We start from the raw sequence: 17685 nt of genomic DNA on the forward strand, positions 1-17685 counted from the left end.
TAAGGACTTTTGTTGAATGGATGACTCCATTTAAATCCAAAGCGATATCAGTAAATGTTCCACCGATATCTACACCAACACGACAGATTGAAGTCGTCATCGTTCTTACCTTTAAAAAAATTGATTTCTTATTCGCTAATTGTTTGTAGCTTAAAATCAAAATAAAGCGTCAATAATAATCCGTCAACATTATTTAAATATCCAAAAAAATCATTTTTTGATCAAAATACAAGAAATGCAACATGCAAAAAAACAAATTTAATTACACAAAAACAATAATTTAAGTTAATTTTATTTTTTATAAATTAAGTTTATAAACCTATGATTAAAAATCAGGAAAATAAGTAAATAGATCATTCCAATTTTTCTCTTGATGTTATTTGATTTATTAATATTATAAAATGGAGTTTTTCTTATTTAAAATAATCTAAATTATTATATCTAAAAATTTTAATTTTAATAATGCACCATCATGTCACATCATTATAATTTCATGATTTATTATAGTTCAAAAATGGATTATATTTCATTCAAAATAATAATTAAGTCTAAAATTTAGACATATTTTCAATTCATTTAAAATATAGTAGACAATCTGGTATAAATATTGCTAAAAATTGCATTTTAAAATTTATCAGTGCGTGATTTGCGTATGGTTTACAGCATCAGCACGCACTATCTTTAAGGATGAAGATAGCAACGCCGCACTGATCCGAGACTATATGCAGAGGAATGACAATGCAAAAAATGCCTTCGAGAACATATCCCTCAACCATGTCTTTACGATGTTTTGAAGCATCTGCTAGATATTTAAGCTTCACCAAAGCAGCCCAAGTCCTGCATATGACGCAAAGTGCAATAAGCAAACAAGTTGCTCATCTTGAAGAAAGCTTAAACATCCGACTCTTTGAACGTTCATTACAACGCTTACAACTCACCCCAACAGGTAAACTATTTTTAAAAGAAACTCAAATTATTCTCAATCAAATTGAAGTTTCCGTACTAAATGTCCTTGCTCACCATAATGAATCTGAAACACTTAATCTTGCAGCACATCCAACATTATGTTCACGTTGGCTGATTCCAATCCTCAAAGGATTTAGTGATATTAACCCGAAAATTAATCTTGAGTTTCAGGAACAAATTAGCTCATCAGATATTGATATTAGTCAAGTAGATATCGCATTTTTATATGGTGATGGGGTATGGCGAGATATGACAAGCATTAAGCTGTTTGAAGAAGAATGTATCGCTGTCGCTTCTCCCGACTTAATTCGATTTCCACTGAATCGTGTAGAAGATTTCCAAGATTATATTCTGATTCAATCTCGTGCACGCCCACGTGCTTGGGATGATTTTTTTCAAGCTCAAGACTTCAGCCATGAAAAAACCTTTTTTGGCCCACGTTTTGACACTTTCTCAGCATGCGTCAACTCCGCAATCATGAAATCAGGTATCGCACTTGTCCCTAAATTCTTTGTGAAAAAGGAATTACAAAGTGGTGAGTTAATTCAAATCTGGCCTTATGAAATGCAGACAAATCGCTCTTATTACATGATTTATCCAACATCTATGTCTAAAACACCAAAAATCACCACCATGGTACAATGGATTAACAATAAATTAGATACTGATGACTAATTTGGATCTGGTTCATCCATTTTAAATCATGAAAAAATGGATTAGCCATCATCCGAATTGGAAGGTGGCCGATTCATTTCTCCTTACCAAGATTCATTATAATGAATAACTTGAAGAAATTTATATTGGTAGGGAAACACACATGCAATATCACCATGCTCAGATTTCAACTGCTCAAAAACGCTTTTGGAGTCCTTCTATTCGTGAACTTACACCCTATCAACCTGGTGAACAGGCTCTAAACACTGCGGTGATTAAACTCAATACCAATGAAAATCCATATCCCCCATCTCCTCAGGTAATGCAAGCCATTATGGAAACCTTATGGGAAACAGCAGATGTACTTCGTTTATATCCAGACCCAGATGCCAGTAAGTTATGTAAAGCAATTGCTAATACAATGGGATTGGAGGCTGACAATGTTTTTGTTGGAAATGGTTCAGATGAAGTTTTGGCTTTTATCTTTAAAGCGTTTTTTCAGCATACTGATCAACCTGTGCTATTTCCAGATATTAGCTATAGCTTTTATCCTGTCTATACTCAATTTTATCAACTTAACTCTGAGATCATTCCTGTAAATCAAAACTATGAAATCTGTGTCGAAGATTACGAAAAAGACACTGCTGGTATTATTATTGCCAATCCTAATGCGCCCACAGGAATCGCATTAGAGCTCCAGCACATCAAAACTTTGTTAGAAATGCATCCTGATCATGTTGTCGTCATTGATGAAGCCTATATTGATTTTGGTGCTGAGTCAGCAGTGAGCTTAATTAAAGATTATGATAATCTCGTGGTTTGCCAGACAACTTCCAAATCACGTTCTTTAGCTGGACTACGTGTCGGTTTTGCTTTAGCACAACCACATCTAATTCAAGCATTAAACATCGTAAAGAACAGTTTCAACTCTTTTCCAGTTGATAGTTTAGCTATTGCAGCAGCCACTGCAGCATTTGAAGATCATCATTATTTCAAACAAACATGTTTAGATATTATTCAGCAACGTGAATTTCTTGTTAGGGAGCTAGAAGCTCTAGGTTTTATTATTCTTCCATCTAAGACCAATTTTCTGTTTGTAAAACATCCCTCATACGATGCTCTTACTCTCGCACAACAATTAAAACACTCAAATATTTTGGTAAGACATTTTAACCAGCCACGCATCAATAATTTCTTAAGAATCAGTGTTGGAATACATGAGCATAATCTCAAACTAATTGATACATTAAGAAATTTTCTAAGCTAGCAACATATAAATTTGCATTAATCCCCAATTAAAATGGACACTTCAAAATTAAGATATAGAGGCACTGTTGCAAATAGAGATCCGAGTTGATGATTTTCCATTTTAAAAGTACTTAAAGACCGAAAATGCTATTCACTAGATAGACTTCACCTTGGGACTGACCATAATAAAATTATGAAGCTTGTCCTTTATGCAGTATATATAGTGAAAAAGGAGGAAATGGCTCTTTGGCTTGCTGCCTGAATCCATTCCTCTGTTAAAGGTTGATTTAAGCCAAAATATAAAATATCAACAAACTCAGCTTCTATCAGTGCTCTTAAGTGACATTCAGAAATTTTAGGGTCGTGTGGTTTTAATTGACCTTCATCGATCGCTTGCTGTAATAGGGCAAGCATTGCCATTTTTCCTTTTCTTGGACCACGTTCATAACATAATTGTCCAAGTTCAGGATTTTTGGCACTCGAAATTAATAGCCGTCGAATGGCTAGACCATTGGGTGAGTAGGCAAAACGGATCATGTTCTGTGCAAGATTCATGAGGTGACTTTTGAGATCAGTCGTATCTGAGTGATTAAAGACTAGATTACGATGAAACTCCACCTCAGCTTCATAGAGCAGTGATTCAATAAACAACTCTTCTTTGGATGGGAAATAGCCATACAGCGTTGCTTTAGATACCTGTGCCTGATCTCGAATAGCATCCATCGTTGTACTTTCAAAACCTGAAATTTTAAAGACTTGCGCTGCTGCTTGCAGGATTGCCAGCCGAGTTGCTTCGCTTCTTACCTTAGCCAATGACACACCATCCATTGAGTGAATTCGGTAGTTTAAGTTTGACATGTTCATATTGTCAAACTAAACTGAACCGTCCAGTTTAGTTTAGATAGAAATATGTCCAACTTAAGGCTTTATCGGCTCGGGTTATTGGCATTTATGTTGACCTCATTATCGGGGTGTATTAGCCAAGCACCTTACAAAGCACCAAACGTGAAAATTTCACCACATTGGGAAACCCCATCTGTCAGTTCAGCCCAAAAAATGAGTGATCTAACCGAATGGTGGGGGCAGTTTAATGATCCTGTTTTAAGTCAGATGATTCAGCAAGCTCAGGAAAATAGCCCAACATTATTAAAAGCATGGGCAAAGATTGAGCAGGCTCGAGCCTCTTATGCCAGTGCAAGATCTAGCTTATTTCCATCATTAACAGGCAGTGCTTCAAGTACGCGAACCAAAGACACGACGGTATATACTCAAAGTTCAGGTAGTCTAGATGCCTCTTGGGAAATTGACTTATTTGGCAAGCTGCGTAGCGCCAGTCGTGCCGAAGCGGCACGTGTTGAGGAACAACAGGCAAACTGGCACGATTCGCGTGTATCACTTGCCGCAGAAGTTGCCGATGATTATGTGCAATATCGTTCTTGTGAAATGTTGGTACAAACCTATCAGCATGAACTGAGTTCAATGCAAAAAACTGAGCAGGCTATCGCCTTGATGGTTAAAGCAGGTTTTACAGCACCTTCAGATGGAGCACTTGCCCGTGCCAATTTAGCAAGTACTCAGTTGAGTTTGCTCAGTCAGCAAAAACAGTGTGATTTGTTGGTGAAAAGTCTGGTTGAAGTTACGGGAATTCAGGAAACTGAGCTGCGTACCTTGCTTGATCGTCAAAAAACCAAAGCCTTACCTGTACCAGCTTTATTTGATGTTTCCAGCATTCCCACCAATATGCTGCGTAACCGTCCTGATATTGCAGTCTATGAACGTGAAGTCTACGCCACTTATGCTGAAATTGCAGAAGCGCAGGCTGATCGTTATCCAAGTTTGTCACTTTCAGGCAGTATCAGCGCTTCAATGACCAGTGGCGTGTCTTCAAGTGCCTGGTCATTTGGCCCTACTCTATCAATTCCAGTTTTCGATGCAGGCAAAAAGAAAGCAGCACTGAATAGTGCCAAAGCTGCTTATGTAGCTGCCGTTGCAGATTATCAATCTCAAGTGAAATCAGCAGTTTCAGAAGTTGAACAGGCTTTGGTACAGCTTGATTCGATTGCCAAACAAGAACGATCTTCTGAAATGTCAGTACAAGAAAATCAACGTTATTTTCAGGCTTTATATAACAGTTGGAAAGCGGGAAATACCAATTTGCTGGATTTAGAGTCTGCACGACGCTCCGCATTATCAGCACAGCTTGACCAAATTAGCCTGCAAACCACACGTGTCCAAGAATGGATTGCCTTGTATAAAGCCGTAGGTGGTGGATGGCAGCAAAATCTTGAAATTAACCGACCAGATAAGCTTTTAAAAGATCTTAAGTATTAAGGAAACAAACATGAGTAAACCCGTTGATTGGAAAAAATGGGCTGTGGGCATTATTCTTGGAATTTTAGTGCTTGGTGTAATTTTTACACTTTTTTCCAAGAAATCAGCAGAATCCTCTCAAGATCAATCCGCATCAGCGAAAAATGAGCAAAGTGTTCTGTCGGTCAATGTCGTTTCACCGCAGTTAAGGACTTGGGAAAATACCATTGATGCCAGCGGACAGATTGCACCGTGGCAAGAAATTATCGTCAGCCCTGAAATTAGCGGTTATCGAATTGCAAAGCTGTATGTCGATGTTGGTGATCATGTCAAGAAAGGACAGCTTTTAGTGACTTTGGCAGATGACAGTCTGAAAGCCGATTTGCGTAAAGAACAAGCGACAGTTCAAGAAAAACGGGTAAGTCTGCAACAGGCACAATCTGATTATCAACGTGCCAAAGTGATCGGTTCGGGTGGAGCATTGTCAGATCAAAAAATTGAAGAATATCGAATTGATGTGGCATCTGCGCAAGCAAGTTTGGCATCTGCACAGGCAGACTTGGACAGCAGCAAGATTAAATTGGCGCAATCACGTATTTATGCTGTGGACGATGGCATAGTGTCATCCAAATCTGCGATCTTGGGCAACGTGATTAGTTCGGGGACAGAACTTTATCGCTTGATTCGACAAGGTCAACTTGAGTGGCGTCCAGAAGTTGATGCCAAACAAATTGGCAATATTAAAATTGGTCAAGCGGTTAACCTGACTTTATCGAATGGGACAGCACTGACAGGTGTGGTTCGAACAATTGGTCCTGCACTATCGACCAGTACAGGACGTTCAACCGTTTATGTCCGTTTAAATGCGGGCGCTGCTCAGTCAGGCATGTTTGCTGATGGCAAAATCAATACAGGAATGACTACCGCAAATACAATTCCGCAAACGGCATTGGTACAGCGTGATGGCCGTTCATATGTTTATGTGGTGAATACAGATCAAATTGTAAAAAGTATCGTGGTACAAACGGGACGCTACAATCAAGGAGAAGTAGAGATTTTATCACCACTAGCAAATAATCTGCGTATTGTGCAGCGTGGTGGCTCATTCTTGTCTGAGGGTGTGAAAGTATCAATTTTGCCCTCTGAACAAGCGAAGGAGCGTCGATGAACATTTCTGCATGGTCGATTAAAAATCCCGTTCCTGCCATCCTCTTATTCTTTTTCCTGACCATTCTCGGGTTGTTCGGATTCTCCCGCTTGGGCGTTCAAGACATTCCAGATATGGATTTGCCAACCATTAACATCACAGCAAGTCTAGAAGGTGCTGCGCCTGAGCAACTGGAAACAGAAGTTGCCCGAAAAATTGAAGATAAGTTAACCTCATTGTCCAAACTGGATCATATCACCACCACCATTACTGATGGGCAAGTCAGTATTGCGGTCAGTTTTGAACTGGAAAAAAATTCTCAAGAGGCATTGTCGGAAGTTAGAAATGCAGTTGATAGTGCCAAAGCTGATTTACCAAGCAGTATGAGTGACCCAACTGTTTCCAAAGATAATGCCGCAAGTTCAGCCTTGGTGACCTATAGCATTGAATCTAATCATTATGATGATAAAGATCTGTCTTGGTTTGTCGATAATGATGTGACCAAAGCGCTCATGTCAGTTCAGGGGGTAAATACTGTCACTCGAGTAGGTGGTGTAGACCGAGAAGTACAGATTGAACTAAATCCCACCCTGATGTCGGGTTTGGGGATTACACCTTCCAATGTCTCAAGCCAGTTAAAATCGATGCAGCAGGATGCTTCTGGTGGTCAGGGACGTATTGGTGGTGAACACCAGTCTGTCAGAACCTTGGCAAATGTGAACAGTGTTGCCGATCTTGGCGCATTTTCCATTCCAGTTAGTGATGGGCGTTATGTTCATCTCAATGAAATTGCCAAAATTCAGGATACATATGCCGATGTGACTTCACGAGCGTATCGCGATGGAAAACCGATTATGGGCTTCCAGATCAAGCGTTCTAAAGGCTATTCAGATGTCGCTGTGACCAATGCTATTCGTGCTGCCATGCAGAAATTTCAGCAACAGCATCCAGAAGTTAAAATTGTTGAAGCCAGTAATACGGTCGATCCAATTGAAGATAATTATCATGGTTCAATGGATATGCTATATGAAGGTGCATTTCTGGCGATCGTGATTGTCTGGTTATTCCTGAAAAACTGGCGGACCACATTGATTTCGGCAGTTGCCTTGCCCCTTTCAATTATTCCTGCCTTTGGTGTGATGTATCTGTTGGATTATTCGCTAAATATCATCACGTTGCTGGCACTGTCATTGGTGGTGGGGATTCTGGTCGATGATGCGATTGTTGAAGTAGAAAATATTGAGCGGCATCTGAAAAATGGTAAAACACCTTATGAAGCCGCATTAGAGGCAACCGATGAAATCGGACTTGCTGTGGTTGCCACAACCCTGACATTGATTGCCATTTTCTTGCCAACTGCATTTATGAGCGGAATTACGGGGCTGTTTTTTAAACAATTTGGGATTACAGCTTCTGTTTCAATCTTTGCATCTTTACTGGTGGCGCGCTTACTGACCCCAATGATGGCAGCTTATTTATTGAAGCCGCATTCAGGTGAAGTGCAAGACGATCATGCAGATGGTTGGATCATGTCCAGCTATAAAAAGTTGGTTGATTGGACACTTGAACATCGCAAAATCACCATGTTTATGGCAAGCGGCTTCTTTTTGCTAACCGTGTTCATTGGTCTGCAAAACTCGGTATCGTTCTTGCCTGCTCAGGATAAATCACAATCCAAGGTTAAACTGGAATTACAGGCAGGTTCCAATCTGGCTGAAACCAATGCTGTTGCTTTACAGGCAGAGCAATTGATTCGTCAACTTCCTGAAGTTAAGCATGTCTTTAGTGTTGTTGGAAATAGCGATGATGTCACGCAAGCAAATTTAACGGTTGACTTGTTGCCACGCAGTGAACGTAAGCCAAAACAGGTTCAGGTTGAACAAGAAATTCGTGAAAAACTGAAAAACCTTGCAGGTGTTCGCGTGACTGTTGGGGGTGGAAATAATGGTGAAAAGCTTGAACTAACGCTGGCAAGTGACAATCCTGATTTGTTATTGCAAACAGCAAACAGTGCTGAAAATCAGTTACGAACCCTTAAAGGTATTGGAAATATCACTTCTGATGCAGCTATAGAACAGCCTGAAATCCAAATTCACCCCAATATGGCACAGGCAGCATCCTTTGGAGTTACTTCTGAAGCTTTGGCTGATGCAATTCGTTATGCAACTTATGGAGGATATTCTTCAGACCTGCCGAAATTAAACTTTTCCCAGCGTCAGGTTGCCATCCGAGTGCGTATGAATCCTGAATTACGTCAGAATTTAGATGCAATTTCAAACATTAAGGTCGCAGCCACAGATGGCACAGTGACACTCGGCAGTGTTGCTAAAATTGAATTAGGTAGTGGGCCATCTCAGATCAACCGTTTGGATCGTCTTAGAAATATTACTATGTCTGTTGAGCTGAATGGTCGTCCAACGGGTGAAGTTCAAGCTGAAGCCATGAAACTGCCTGCCTTTAAGAATTTGCCCAAAGGGGTGAAGATGATTCAACAGGGTGAATCGCAGCGTATGGGTGAAATGTTGCAGGGCTTTGGCCTGGCAATGTTTGTTGGGATTGTGTGCGTCTATGCCGTCTTGGTATTGTTATTCCATGACTTTTTACAACCCGTCACCATTTTATCGGCATTGCCACTGGCATTGGGTGGAGCATTTGTCTCGCTCTATATTTGTGGCTTACCTTACTCGATGTCTGTCGTGATCGGGATTCTGATGTTGATGGGGATTGTTACAAAGAACTCGATTCTACTCGTAGATTACGCGATTCTTGCCCGTAGGGAGAAGAACTGTACACGTCTAGAAGCAGTGATGGATGCCTGTTCAAAACGTGCCCGCCCAATCATTATGACAACTTTAGCGATGGGTATGGGAATGATGCCAAACGCCTTAGGTCTAGGTGCTGAACCAAGTATGCGGCAGCCAACCGCTATTGTGGTGATAGGTGGTTTACTGACCTCGACAGTACTGAGTCTGGTTGTTGTTCCTGTGGTATTTACTTATGTTGATGATTTACTGCTTTGGTTCAAGAAGCACTCGGCACAATGAAATTTAATTCACATGTGTGATCTATCATAAAGTATTGGATTGCTCCTAGTATTTGGTGGTGGCAATCCAATCAGCACTGTTGCAAATAGAGATCCGAGTCAATATTTGCAACAGTGCCCTAAAAATTGTATTAAAAGATTGGTATATAAATTGCTGTTTCAATAATAAATAAGCTAGTTCAAAGTTTTTTTATGCTCAATGACCATCTTCATGCCAAACGAATCGGTTTTTTACTTCTTGATGGATTTTCGATGATCGCATTTTCAAATGCTATTGAAGTTTTCCGTATGGCAAATTACGTTGAAAAGGATCATTTGTATCAATGGAATGTGACTGGTTTAGATGGTCATCATACGTGTGCCAGTAATGGTTTGCAGGTGCAACATACTTGCCAAATGCCACATCTTTTTGAAATGGATATTGTTTTTGTCTGTGGTGGTTTTCAACTATTTAAAAGCAATACACAAACGCATAAAAAATTTTTAAAACGGTTGGATCAGGCCAATATAGCCTTAGGTGGTATTTGCACTGGTGCATATGTCTTAGCCAGCGCAGGGTTATTGGATGGTTATCAGGCCAGTCTACATTGGGAAAATTCACTAACTGCTCAGGAAGAATTTCCACAAGTAAATTTTAATGCGCATATTTTTAGTTTAGATCGCAATCGCTTTACCTGTTCTGGAGGACTCGCTTCTATTGATATGTGTTCACAATTAGTAGAACAGCATTACAGTGCTAATTTAGCGAGAAGAATTTGTGAACAATTCATTGTGCATCACTTACGCGAAAATACAGATATTCAACATCAACCCATTCCCCAAAAAGGAAAAAATATTCAATCCTCGGTCAAGGCGGCTATTGGTTTAATGGAAAATAATATTAATGAGCCATTAAGTATCCTAGAAATTTGCCAATTCATTCATAGTCACCCCCGTACTTTAGAACGGTTATTCCAGTCTCATTTTAGCTGTTCACCTAAAGAATATTATTTAAAAGTTCGCCTAACCCACGCAAAAAATTTATTAAAACAATCTCCTATGAGTATTTCTAATGTAGCCTTGGCTTGTGGATTTGCCAATGCTTCAAGTTTTAACAAGGCTTATAAGAGCCAGTTTAAGTATTCGCCCAAGAATGAACGTTGTATTTTGGAATTGGCCAGTTAGTTTGTCGGATTTTGACAATTTTTTTGCGATTTTGGAAAAAAGTCCGTTTTTAAAAATACCTAAGCTTTATTCATACAGACACAAAACCCTCAGAAGGTATCCGTTATGAATACGCAAGCGAACATTGTAAAAGATACATTACCTTCACTTTTAACCATCGAAAATGGTGAAAAAGTGCAGTCAACATTTTCAAAACAAGAGTATGAAAATCGTCAAGCAAAACTGCGAAAAATGATGGAAGAACAAAAAGTTGATGCAGTGTTATTCAGCTCAAATCACAATGTAAATTACTATGTCGACTTTTTATACTGTTCATTTGGCCGTTTCTTTGGCGTTGTTGTTACTAGTCAAAAAGTCGTAAGTATTTCTGCCAATATTGATGGTGGTCAACCATGGCGTCGTACGGTAGGCGACTATAATGTCGTATACACAGACTGGCAACGTGACAACTACTTCCGTGCTGTTGCACAAGAAATTCCAAACAAAGGTCGTATTGGAATCGAGTTTGATCACTTACCAATAGAACGGTTAAATAAACTTAAAGCATTCTTGCCAAATGTTGAATTTGTCGATATTAGTGCAGCTTGCATGAAGCTACGTATGGTGAAATCGGCAGAAGAAATTGCACATATTAAGCAAGGTGCTGCTGTGTGTGATATCGGTGGTTTTGCCTTAACTGCTGCAGTACACGAAGGCATTCGTGAACATGAAGTAGCATTGGCTGCAACACAAGCAATGGTTCGCGAAATTGCAAAACGCTATCCACACTCAGAGTTGATGGATACTTGGACCTGGTTTCAATCAGGTATCAATACGGACGGGGCACATAACCCAGTAACCACTCGCCAAGTGCAAAAAGGTGACATCTTAAGCTTGAATTGTTTTTCGATGATTGCAGGATATTACACAGCGTTAGAACGTACACAGTTCTTTGATCATTGTGATGATGCTTCTCTTAAAATTTGGCAAGCCAATGTCAAAATCCACGAAGCTGGTTTAAAACTGATTCAACCAGGTGCACGTTGTTGCGATATAGCCAATGAGTTAAACGAAATTTACAGTGAAGAGGGTCTTTTACCGTACCGAACTTTTGGTTATGGACATTCATTTGGTGTACTGTCTCATTACTATGGTCGTGAAGCAGGTTTAGAACTTCGTGAAGATATTGATACCGTGATTGAACCGGGCATGGTGATTTCTATGGAACCAATGCTTATGCTGCCTCAAGGAATGGCAGGTGCAGGTGGTTATCGTGAACATGATATTTTAGTCGTGACTGAGTCTGGTACTGAAAATATCACTAAATTCCCTTACGGCCCTGAACATAACATTATCAAGGCATAAGCAATAAGGCATCTCTATTCGGGATGCCTTTTTTATGGAGAAATCAACATGAATAAAAAAGCTGAATCTAATCGAAGTACCTTAAAACGTGTGGCAACAGCCAGTTTTATTGGTAACTTTGTTGAGTGGTTTGACTATGCTGCTTATGGTTTTTTAGCCACAGTAATTGCTTTGGTTTTCTTTCCAAGTAGCGATCCTGTTATTGCCCTAATGTCAACCTATGCTATTTTTGCTTTATCCTTTATTGTTCGACCATTTGGTGGGATTTTCTGGGGCTATATTGGCGATAAACATGGTCGAAAATATGCGTTGTCTTGGTCTATTATGATTATGACATTGGCAACAATGTGTATTGCTCTTTTACCTAACTATGCTTCTATTGGGCTTTTTGCTCCACTTCTTTTACTTTTACTCCGTATGATCCAAGGCTTTTCAGCATCAGGTGAATATGCTGGTGCTTCAAACTTTCTTGCAGAATATGCACCTGAAAATAAAAAAGGTTTATATACTAGTTTAGTACCAGCAAGCACTGCAGCAGGTTTGTTATTAGGTTCATTGATGTCTGCGGCGATGTTTGCCTGGATGTCAGAATCATTTCTGCACGAGTATGGATGGAGAATTCCATTTCTATTGGCGGCGCCACTAGGTTTAATCGGTCGCTTTATTCGCCTTAAATTGGAAGATACACCTGAATATGTGGCTCACCAAAAAACTAGTCACAAAGAAACATTCCCTATAAAAGCATTATTTACAGAATATCGCCAACCATTATTTAGAGCATTTGCAATAGCATCTCTTAATGCAACTGCATTCTATTTAATTTTTAGCTACATGCCGAACTACTTGTCAACTGAACTAGGTGTTAATAAAACAGAATCCTTTATCTCATCTGCAATTTCGTTAGCATTTTATATTGGTATTGTATTTTTGATGGGTAAATATTCGGACCGTTTGGGTCGTAATAAAATGTTAGCGATGGCATGTGTCGGTTTTGTGATTTTGACCTTCCCGTTATTTTATTTGTTATCAGGCACATCATTCATTGGCATGATTATGATTCAATTGATTTTCTGTAGCTTATTAGCAATGAATGACGGTAGTTTACCTGCATATCTTACTGAACTCTTTCCAGTTCATGTTCGTTATACTGGTTTTGCATTTAGCTTCAATACAGCGAATGCCTTACTTGGGGGTACTATTCCACTCCTCGCGACATGGCTCATTCAGATCACAGGAAGCACACTAGCACCAGCTTTTATCCTGATCATCATCGCTCTATTTAGCATGAGTGTTTTGTTACAGCGTAATAAAGTGAAATTCGTGACGGTCTAATCCTTCAGGATTAGATCTAGCTAACTCTGCTAAATGGAAATGAAAAAAATATGAAAATACAATCACAATGGTTTGGGGCATTATTAGTGATTATGGGTGCAATTGGTTGGGGAACACTAGGAATTGCAAGCACCCAACTCGCAAGTACAAGTCTGAGTAATATTTCAGTTACTGGATTACGCATAGTAGGAACTTTTGTATGTTTGTTAATATTATTGCCGTTCATCTATAAACTTTTGGCCACACTAACACCACAAGATATCCCACAAATAGTGATGCAATCACTTTTAGGTATGCTCGGAATGACATTTTGTTATTTGAATGCTGTGCAACATGTTGGGCCAGCGATTGCGGTCGCTTTACTTTATACAGCACCAATTTGGAGTGTAATTCTATCTTTTACATTCCTAAAAGAGAAAGTTTCTTTTAAGTCTTTGAATAGCCACCAAAATTCTAGACACATATAGCCATCTACGCTTTAATCTTTCTTTTTTCTATCATTTCAGATAGCCAGATCGCTGTTTCCTCAATGCTTTGATGTTTAGGTACATCAATAACCGCAGAAGTTAAACCTTTTTTAATTTTTTCAACGTCATAGTTTACCCCTTTAACATCTCTCAATTCCGTGCTATTACGACGATTCAAATGGTTTTCTATAGCCATATTACAAGCCTTTATGAAAATTGATAAAAAGAAAAAATATCCACTCAACAGCTTACAGTACTTAAAGAATGAGTCTTTTATTCTGGTGAATATGACTTAATTTTTTCGAAAACTGGATAGAAATCTAATCCTTCATCTTTCATCGTCGAAATCAACGCAACAATTACAGCGATATGCATAGGAACCATACCTTGTTTACTGTAATTCGTAATCGAATTGGGCTTCATATCTAATAATGCAGCAAACTCCTTAATTGAAAGGCCTGCTTTACCGATAAGACGTTGAAATTCACTATATGGCATTTGATTAAATTTATAGAAATGGTATTGCAGGATTATAGCATAGGGTGATATTTACATAAAAACACATAAATAAATGTGACTAACACATATATTTATGTGTTATAAATAATTTTATCCAATAAACCTATTTATCCTCTCTATCGGAGAAATGTCCTATGTACTCATATCCTAACTCAATCAATGAAAAGAAAATTGCCCTGATGATCATGAATGACTTTTTCATTCAAAAAGCACATGAACTTTGGATTTTTTTACAACTAGACCAGAGCTTTAATGATTATGAAGCCACCCTGATTTGGACCCGACGTTATCTGGAAGAAAATCCAGAAGGTGAATATAGTGATATTCGAAAAGCCTTCATCTCTTGTTTCCCTGAAAATTTCTTCAACTTTGAGGATTAATTTTCTAAACGGTCATTCCTCTTTTTTAGCATTTGATCTCCGAGTGAATGCGATCAAAGAGGAATAATTTAGATCTATAAAAAGAAAACTTGAGCTGCTTAACGAGGAAATCTCATAAAAATATAGCTTTCAGCAGCCTAATTCGGCTTCTTTATTAACAGAAAAGAAATGATTTTTTTGCTGCTTTAACAGGATTTTGAGCGGGTAAAAATTGAGACCGAGCGCAGCGAGCTCGAGATTTTATAGACTTGAACAATGTGATATACATTGTTCCATCCTGTAAGTTTTTTTGGCATTCGTTACACGTTCAAATCGCGGGTTTTTAGTGCTGCGTTACACGTTCAAATGATTATTTTTTGAGCTTTGTTACACGTTAAAAGCCGTTTTGTTACACATTCAAATGAACTTTTTCTGTTTTGTTACACGTTCAAAGCTGTTTTGTTACACGTTCAAAGCTGTTTTGTTACACATTCATTTGTCAGCAATAGTGCTGTCAATGAGACAGTCTTGCTAAAAAATAAATCCACATTTTTGATGTTCACATTCATATTCAGGGAATGAACCCAGCACCGGAGAGATGTCATGAGTCGATTGGAAGTAACCACAGAACAAGAACGAGTTTTGGCAAAAGCGGTGATGAATGTTGCCACCCAACTGAACCTGAGTTCCATTCAGCTCGCAGAGATACTGGGTCTAGATCCTGCAAGCATTACCCAGCCAGAAGCACTGCCCGAGTTAGATCCACACACGGAAACCGGACAAAGGGCGATGTATCTGGTGCAGATTTTTAAACGTTTATTTGCTATGACGGGTGGTGATGCGGTCTGGATGCAACAGTTTATGCATACACGAAATCAGGTAAGCAACGGCATTCCAGTTAAACAAATGAAGAGGCTGGACGGGATGAAGAATATTCTGGCCTTTCTTAACATGCAGTAATTGATGTTTCAGTATTCACAGCAATCTTGTGAGATTAAAAGCCGTCCTGATCTAGCAGCTGCGCGGCTTGTGTTAAGCGCTCCGAAACCTTTGGTGGGGTATTCAGCAGCTGCTGCAAATGTTCAAACTCAGCATCACTGAGTTGAATCTCAACCTGTTCGCTCAATGCTGCGGTTTCACTGACCTGTTGACGGTCTTGTTCACAGGCTTGCTGATGTTGATTCATCGGTATGCTCCTTGTTATTTTATTGTGCTTTGAATACGGTGTTATTCAATGAATCTAGCGCTTGTGCATCATCTATATATGATCCATGCTGCAACTGATGTGATTTTCTGTGGACTGGTTATATCGCCAATCAACATACTGGCCATTCGATCTTGAAGATGATGATTATACAGCAAGCGACTACACTGCTTATCATCTTTCATATTCTGCGTTGACGTTTCTATTTGGGATATGAAGCTGAAGCATTCAAACTCCCAAAAGTAGAATAAAGCTATTTTGTCTTCATAATTTAGCCATATAGCTAACTTTTATATTATTATATGATATATTAGCCATATAGCTAATTATCTTGGTGGAAATGATGGCAACCAGAGCTGAGATTGGTCAGAGCGTTCGTCAAGCACGTAAAATATTAGGCTATACACAACAAAAATTATCCGAAGTGACGAGAATCAATAAAACAACCATCTCGGAGATTGAAAATGGTCGGTTTACCGGATCTTTTGACATCTTTGAACGTGTACTGGATGCAGTTGGCTTGCAGTTTGAGGCGACACACAAAAAGCATAACTTACCGGATTGGGATGAAATCGAAGATCTGTTTTCTGAGGATGAATAATGAATAATCCGATTGATCTACCGAGTAAAATCAATACGATTGAGGTATACAATGGTCCAGTTGAGTTAGGTGTACTGTCTTATGGTTCCATACACCACTATCAACCGATTCAGGCAAGCCAACATATCTCACTGACCATGACCCAAAAAGGCATGGACGGCTACTCTTCAGGTTCACTCCACCCGATATTCTCTCAAAACTTGCCTGAAGGTTTTAATCGCAGATTCATTGCTGAAAAATTGGCAAGATATGCAAAAGTCAATGATATGTATTTATTGGCCCTACAAGGCGATCAGGGCATCGGCATGCTCGCTTATCAAAGTGTGCTGAATTTACCTGAAGCCGAATCGCTTAGTTTAGGTGAAATTCTATCCTATAACAGTCATGAGCCACTGTTCCCTCAGTTATTGGAAAAATATTATCTACGAAATTCTTTGGCTGGCATGCAGCCTAAAGTCAGTATTCCTAATGCCAATACCATCCAGACGGATCGAACAGTCCAACAAAAAGATTTAATCGTCAAATCTTTCGATTCAGAATTTCCTTTACTGACGGTCAATGAATTTGTCTGTATGGAGACTGCCCGATACTGTGGGTTAAATCCTCCTAAAACCTATTTATCTGAAAATCTCGAAACCTACGTTGTCGAACGCTTCGATAAAACAGAGGACGGTTTAAAATTGGGGTATGAAGACTTTACGACCTTGATGAAAAAGTCGAATGACCCTGATGCCAAATATACAGGGAGTTATGAAGCGCTGTTGAAAGCCACCTATCTTTATACAGGGAGTCTCGCTGAAGTTGAGAAAATGTATACCTACATTGTATTCAACTGTTTAATTGGCAATGGGGATGCCCATCTGAAAAACTTTGCACTGCAATATTCACCAGATATGCAACAGATATTTGTCTCTCCTCCCTTTGATATTACCCATACCCTGATCTATGAAACGATTGATAATAAAATGGCGCTTAAACTCGAAGGGAGCAAAGCATTCCCCAATCTGTCACATCTCATCAAACTGGCACAAAGTAATCAATTCAGGATTCGAAATCCCAAAGAAATCATTGAATCTTTAAGTGACAAGATGATGGATTATCTTCAGCGCTCCAATGAAATTCAAAGTTTTGCTGGGTTACGCCAATCAATCGAAAGCTCGATATCCACAGTGATGACATCAGGTAGCTTGACTCAACCGTATCGTCATCACAAACAGAAAAAATTTGAATAATTCAGATGCAACTGATGCCTGATGGCCCAGTTGCATCACTTCATCTTCAAATCTCACGACTTTTTGTTTTTGGATTGATTGCGCACAAATTCATA

General features: G+C 39.1%; 17 protein-coding genes and 1 pseudogene. 13 read left to right on the forward strand and 5 right to left on the reverse strand.

Annotated features, from left to right (window positions below; translation table 11 throughout):
- Positions 1-738: 738 nt before the first annotated feature.
- Positions 739-1641 (forward strand): LysR substrate-binding domain-containing protein, encoded by a 903-nt coding sequence (locus tag C1A47_RS12170; RefSeq protein ID WP_111895297.1) that lies wholly within the window; start codon positions 739-741, stop codon positions 1639-1641.
- A 142-nt stretch (positions 1642-1783) separates the two neighbouring features.
- Entirely contained in the window at positions 1784-2887 is a 1104-nt protein-coding gene (gene hisC, locus C1A47_RS12175; RefSeq protein WP_111895298.1) for a histidinol-phosphate transaminase, read from the forward strand.
- Positions 2888-2999: 112 nt separating this feature from the next.
- On the opposite strand, the pseudogene C1A47_RS17775 reads toward hisC, so the two are convergent.
- Positions 3000-3083: pseudogene (locus tag C1A47_RS17775) on the reverse strand (IS6 family transposase); the annotation flags it as partial.
- Positions 3076-3732 carry a TetR/AcrR family transcriptional regulator gene (locus C1A47_RS12180; RefSeq protein WP_111895299.1) on the reverse strand — a complete coding sequence of 219 codons (657 nt, stop codon included), beginning with the start codon at positions 3730-3732 and terminating at the stop codon, positions 3076-3078. The pseudogene C1A47_RS17775 and the gene C1A47_RS12180, both read right to left, overlap by 8 nt.
- Before the next feature lie 45 nt (positions 3733-3777).
- On the opposite strand from C1A47_RS12180, the gene C1A47_RS12185 reads away from it, so the two are divergent.
- The 7 genes from C1A47_RS12185 to C1A47_RS12215 all read left to right on the forward strand — a co-directional run bounded on the left by C1A47_RS12185 (position 3778) and on the right by C1A47_RS12215 (position 13675).
- Positions 3778-5199 carry an efflux transporter outer membrane subunit gene (locus tag C1A47_RS12185; protein WP_111895300.1) on the forward strand — a complete coding sequence of 474 codons (1422 nt, stop codon included), beginning with the start codon at positions 3778-3780 and terminating at the stop codon, positions 5197-5199.
- A gap of 10 nt (positions 5200-5209) precedes the next feature.
- The gene (locus C1A47_RS12190) at positions 5210-6346 is read left to right on the forward strand and encodes an efflux RND transporter periplasmic adaptor subunit (RefSeq protein WP_111895301.1); all 1137 of its coding nucleotides are present in this window, start codon (positions 5210-5212) and stop codon (positions 6344-6346) included.
- Positions 6343-9369 carry an efflux RND transporter permease subunit gene (locus C1A47_RS12195; RefSeq protein ID WP_111895302.1) on the forward strand — a complete coding sequence of 1009 codons (3027 nt, stop codon included), beginning with the start codon at positions 6343-6345 and terminating at the stop codon, positions 9367-9369. Before C1A47_RS12190 ends, C1A47_RS12195 begins: the two co-directional genes overlap by 4 nt.
- Positions 9370-9560: 191 nt before the next feature.
- The gene (locus tag C1A47_RS12200) at positions 9561-10532 is read left to right on the forward strand and encodes a GlxA family transcriptional regulator (RefSeq protein WP_111895303.1); all 972 of its coding nucleotides are present in this window, start codon (positions 9561-9563) and stop codon (positions 10530-10532) included.
- 105 nt (positions 10533-10637) lie between these two features.
- A complete protein-coding gene (locus C1A47_RS12205; RefSeq protein ID WP_111895304.1) occupies positions 10638-11876 on the forward strand; it encodes a M24 family metallopeptidase in 1239 nt (412 codons plus the stop codon).
- Positions 11877-11924: 48 nt separating this feature from the next.
- On the forward strand, positions 11925-13208 hold the full coding sequence (locus tag C1A47_RS12210) for an MFS transporter (RefSeq protein WP_111895305.1): 1284 nt from the start codon (positions 11925-11927) through the stop codon (positions 13206-13208).
- A 50-nt stretch (positions 13209-13258) separates the two neighbouring features.
- On the forward strand, positions 13259-13675 hold the full coding sequence (locus C1A47_RS12215; protein ID WP_111895306.1) for a DMT family transporter: 417 nt from the start codon (positions 13259-13261) through the stop codon (positions 13673-13675).
- A gap of 4 nt (positions 13676-13679) precedes the next feature.
- Here C1A47_RS12215 and C1A47_RS12220 read toward each other — a convergent pair whose 3' ends face one another.
- Both C1A47_RS12220 and C1A47_RS12225 read right to left on the reverse strand, forming a co-directional pair.
- Complete coding sequence (locus C1A47_RS12220; RefSeq protein WP_111895307.1) at positions 13680-13871, reverse strand: hypothetical protein; 192 nt, start codon at positions 13869-13871, stop codon at positions 13680-13682.
- Between the two features lie 77 nt (positions 13872-13948).
- On the reverse strand, positions 13949-14173 hold the full coding sequence (locus tag C1A47_RS12225; RefSeq protein ID WP_111895308.1) for an XRE family transcriptional regulator: 225 nt from the start codon (positions 14171-14173) through the stop codon (positions 13949-13951).
- A 155-nt stretch (positions 14174-14328) separates the two neighbouring features.
- Here C1A47_RS12225 and C1A47_RS12230 point away from each other — a divergent pair, with 155 nt between their 5' ends.
- Both C1A47_RS12230 and C1A47_RS12235 read left to right on the forward strand, forming a co-directional pair.
- Positions 14329-14574: a hypothetical protein gene (locus tag C1A47_RS12230; RefSeq protein WP_111895309.1), complete on the forward strand. Its 246-nt coding sequence runs from the start codon at positions 14329-14331 to the stop codon at positions 14572-14574.
- Between the two features lie 582 nt (positions 14575-15156).
- Entirely contained in the window at positions 15157-15513 is a 357-nt protein-coding gene (locus tag C1A47_RS12235; RefSeq protein WP_111895310.1) for an antitoxin Xre-like helix-turn-helix domain-containing protein, read from the forward strand.
- Between the two features lie 34 nt (positions 15514-15547).
- Here C1A47_RS12235 and C1A47_RS12240 read toward each other — a convergent pair whose 3' ends face one another.
- On the reverse strand, positions 15548-15739 hold the full coding sequence (locus tag C1A47_RS12240) for a DUF1778 domain-containing protein (protein ID WP_111895311.1): 192 nt from the start codon (positions 15737-15739) through the stop codon (positions 15548-15550).
- Positions 15740-16100: 361 nt separating this feature from the next.
- Between C1A47_RS12240 and C1A47_RS12245 the strand changes: the two genes are divergently transcribed.
- Positions 16101-16358 carry a helix-turn-helix domain-containing protein gene (locus C1A47_RS12245; RefSeq protein WP_111895312.1) on the forward strand — a complete coding sequence of 86 codons (258 nt, stop codon included), beginning with the start codon at positions 16101-16103 and terminating at the stop codon, positions 16356-16358.
- Positions 16358-17590: a type II toxin-antitoxin system HipA family toxin gene (locus C1A47_RS12250; RefSeq protein ID WP_111895313.1), complete on the forward strand. Its 1233-nt coding sequence runs from the start codon at positions 16358-16360 to the stop codon at positions 17588-17590. Before C1A47_RS12245 ends, C1A47_RS12250 begins: the two co-directional genes overlap by 1 nt.
- Positions 17591-17685: the final 95 nt, after the last annotated feature.

Source organism: Acinetobacter sp. MB5 (assembly GCF_003261585.1).
Classification (GTDB): domain Bacteria; phylum Pseudomonadota; class Gammaproteobacteria; order Pseudomonadales; family Moraxellaceae; genus Acinetobacter.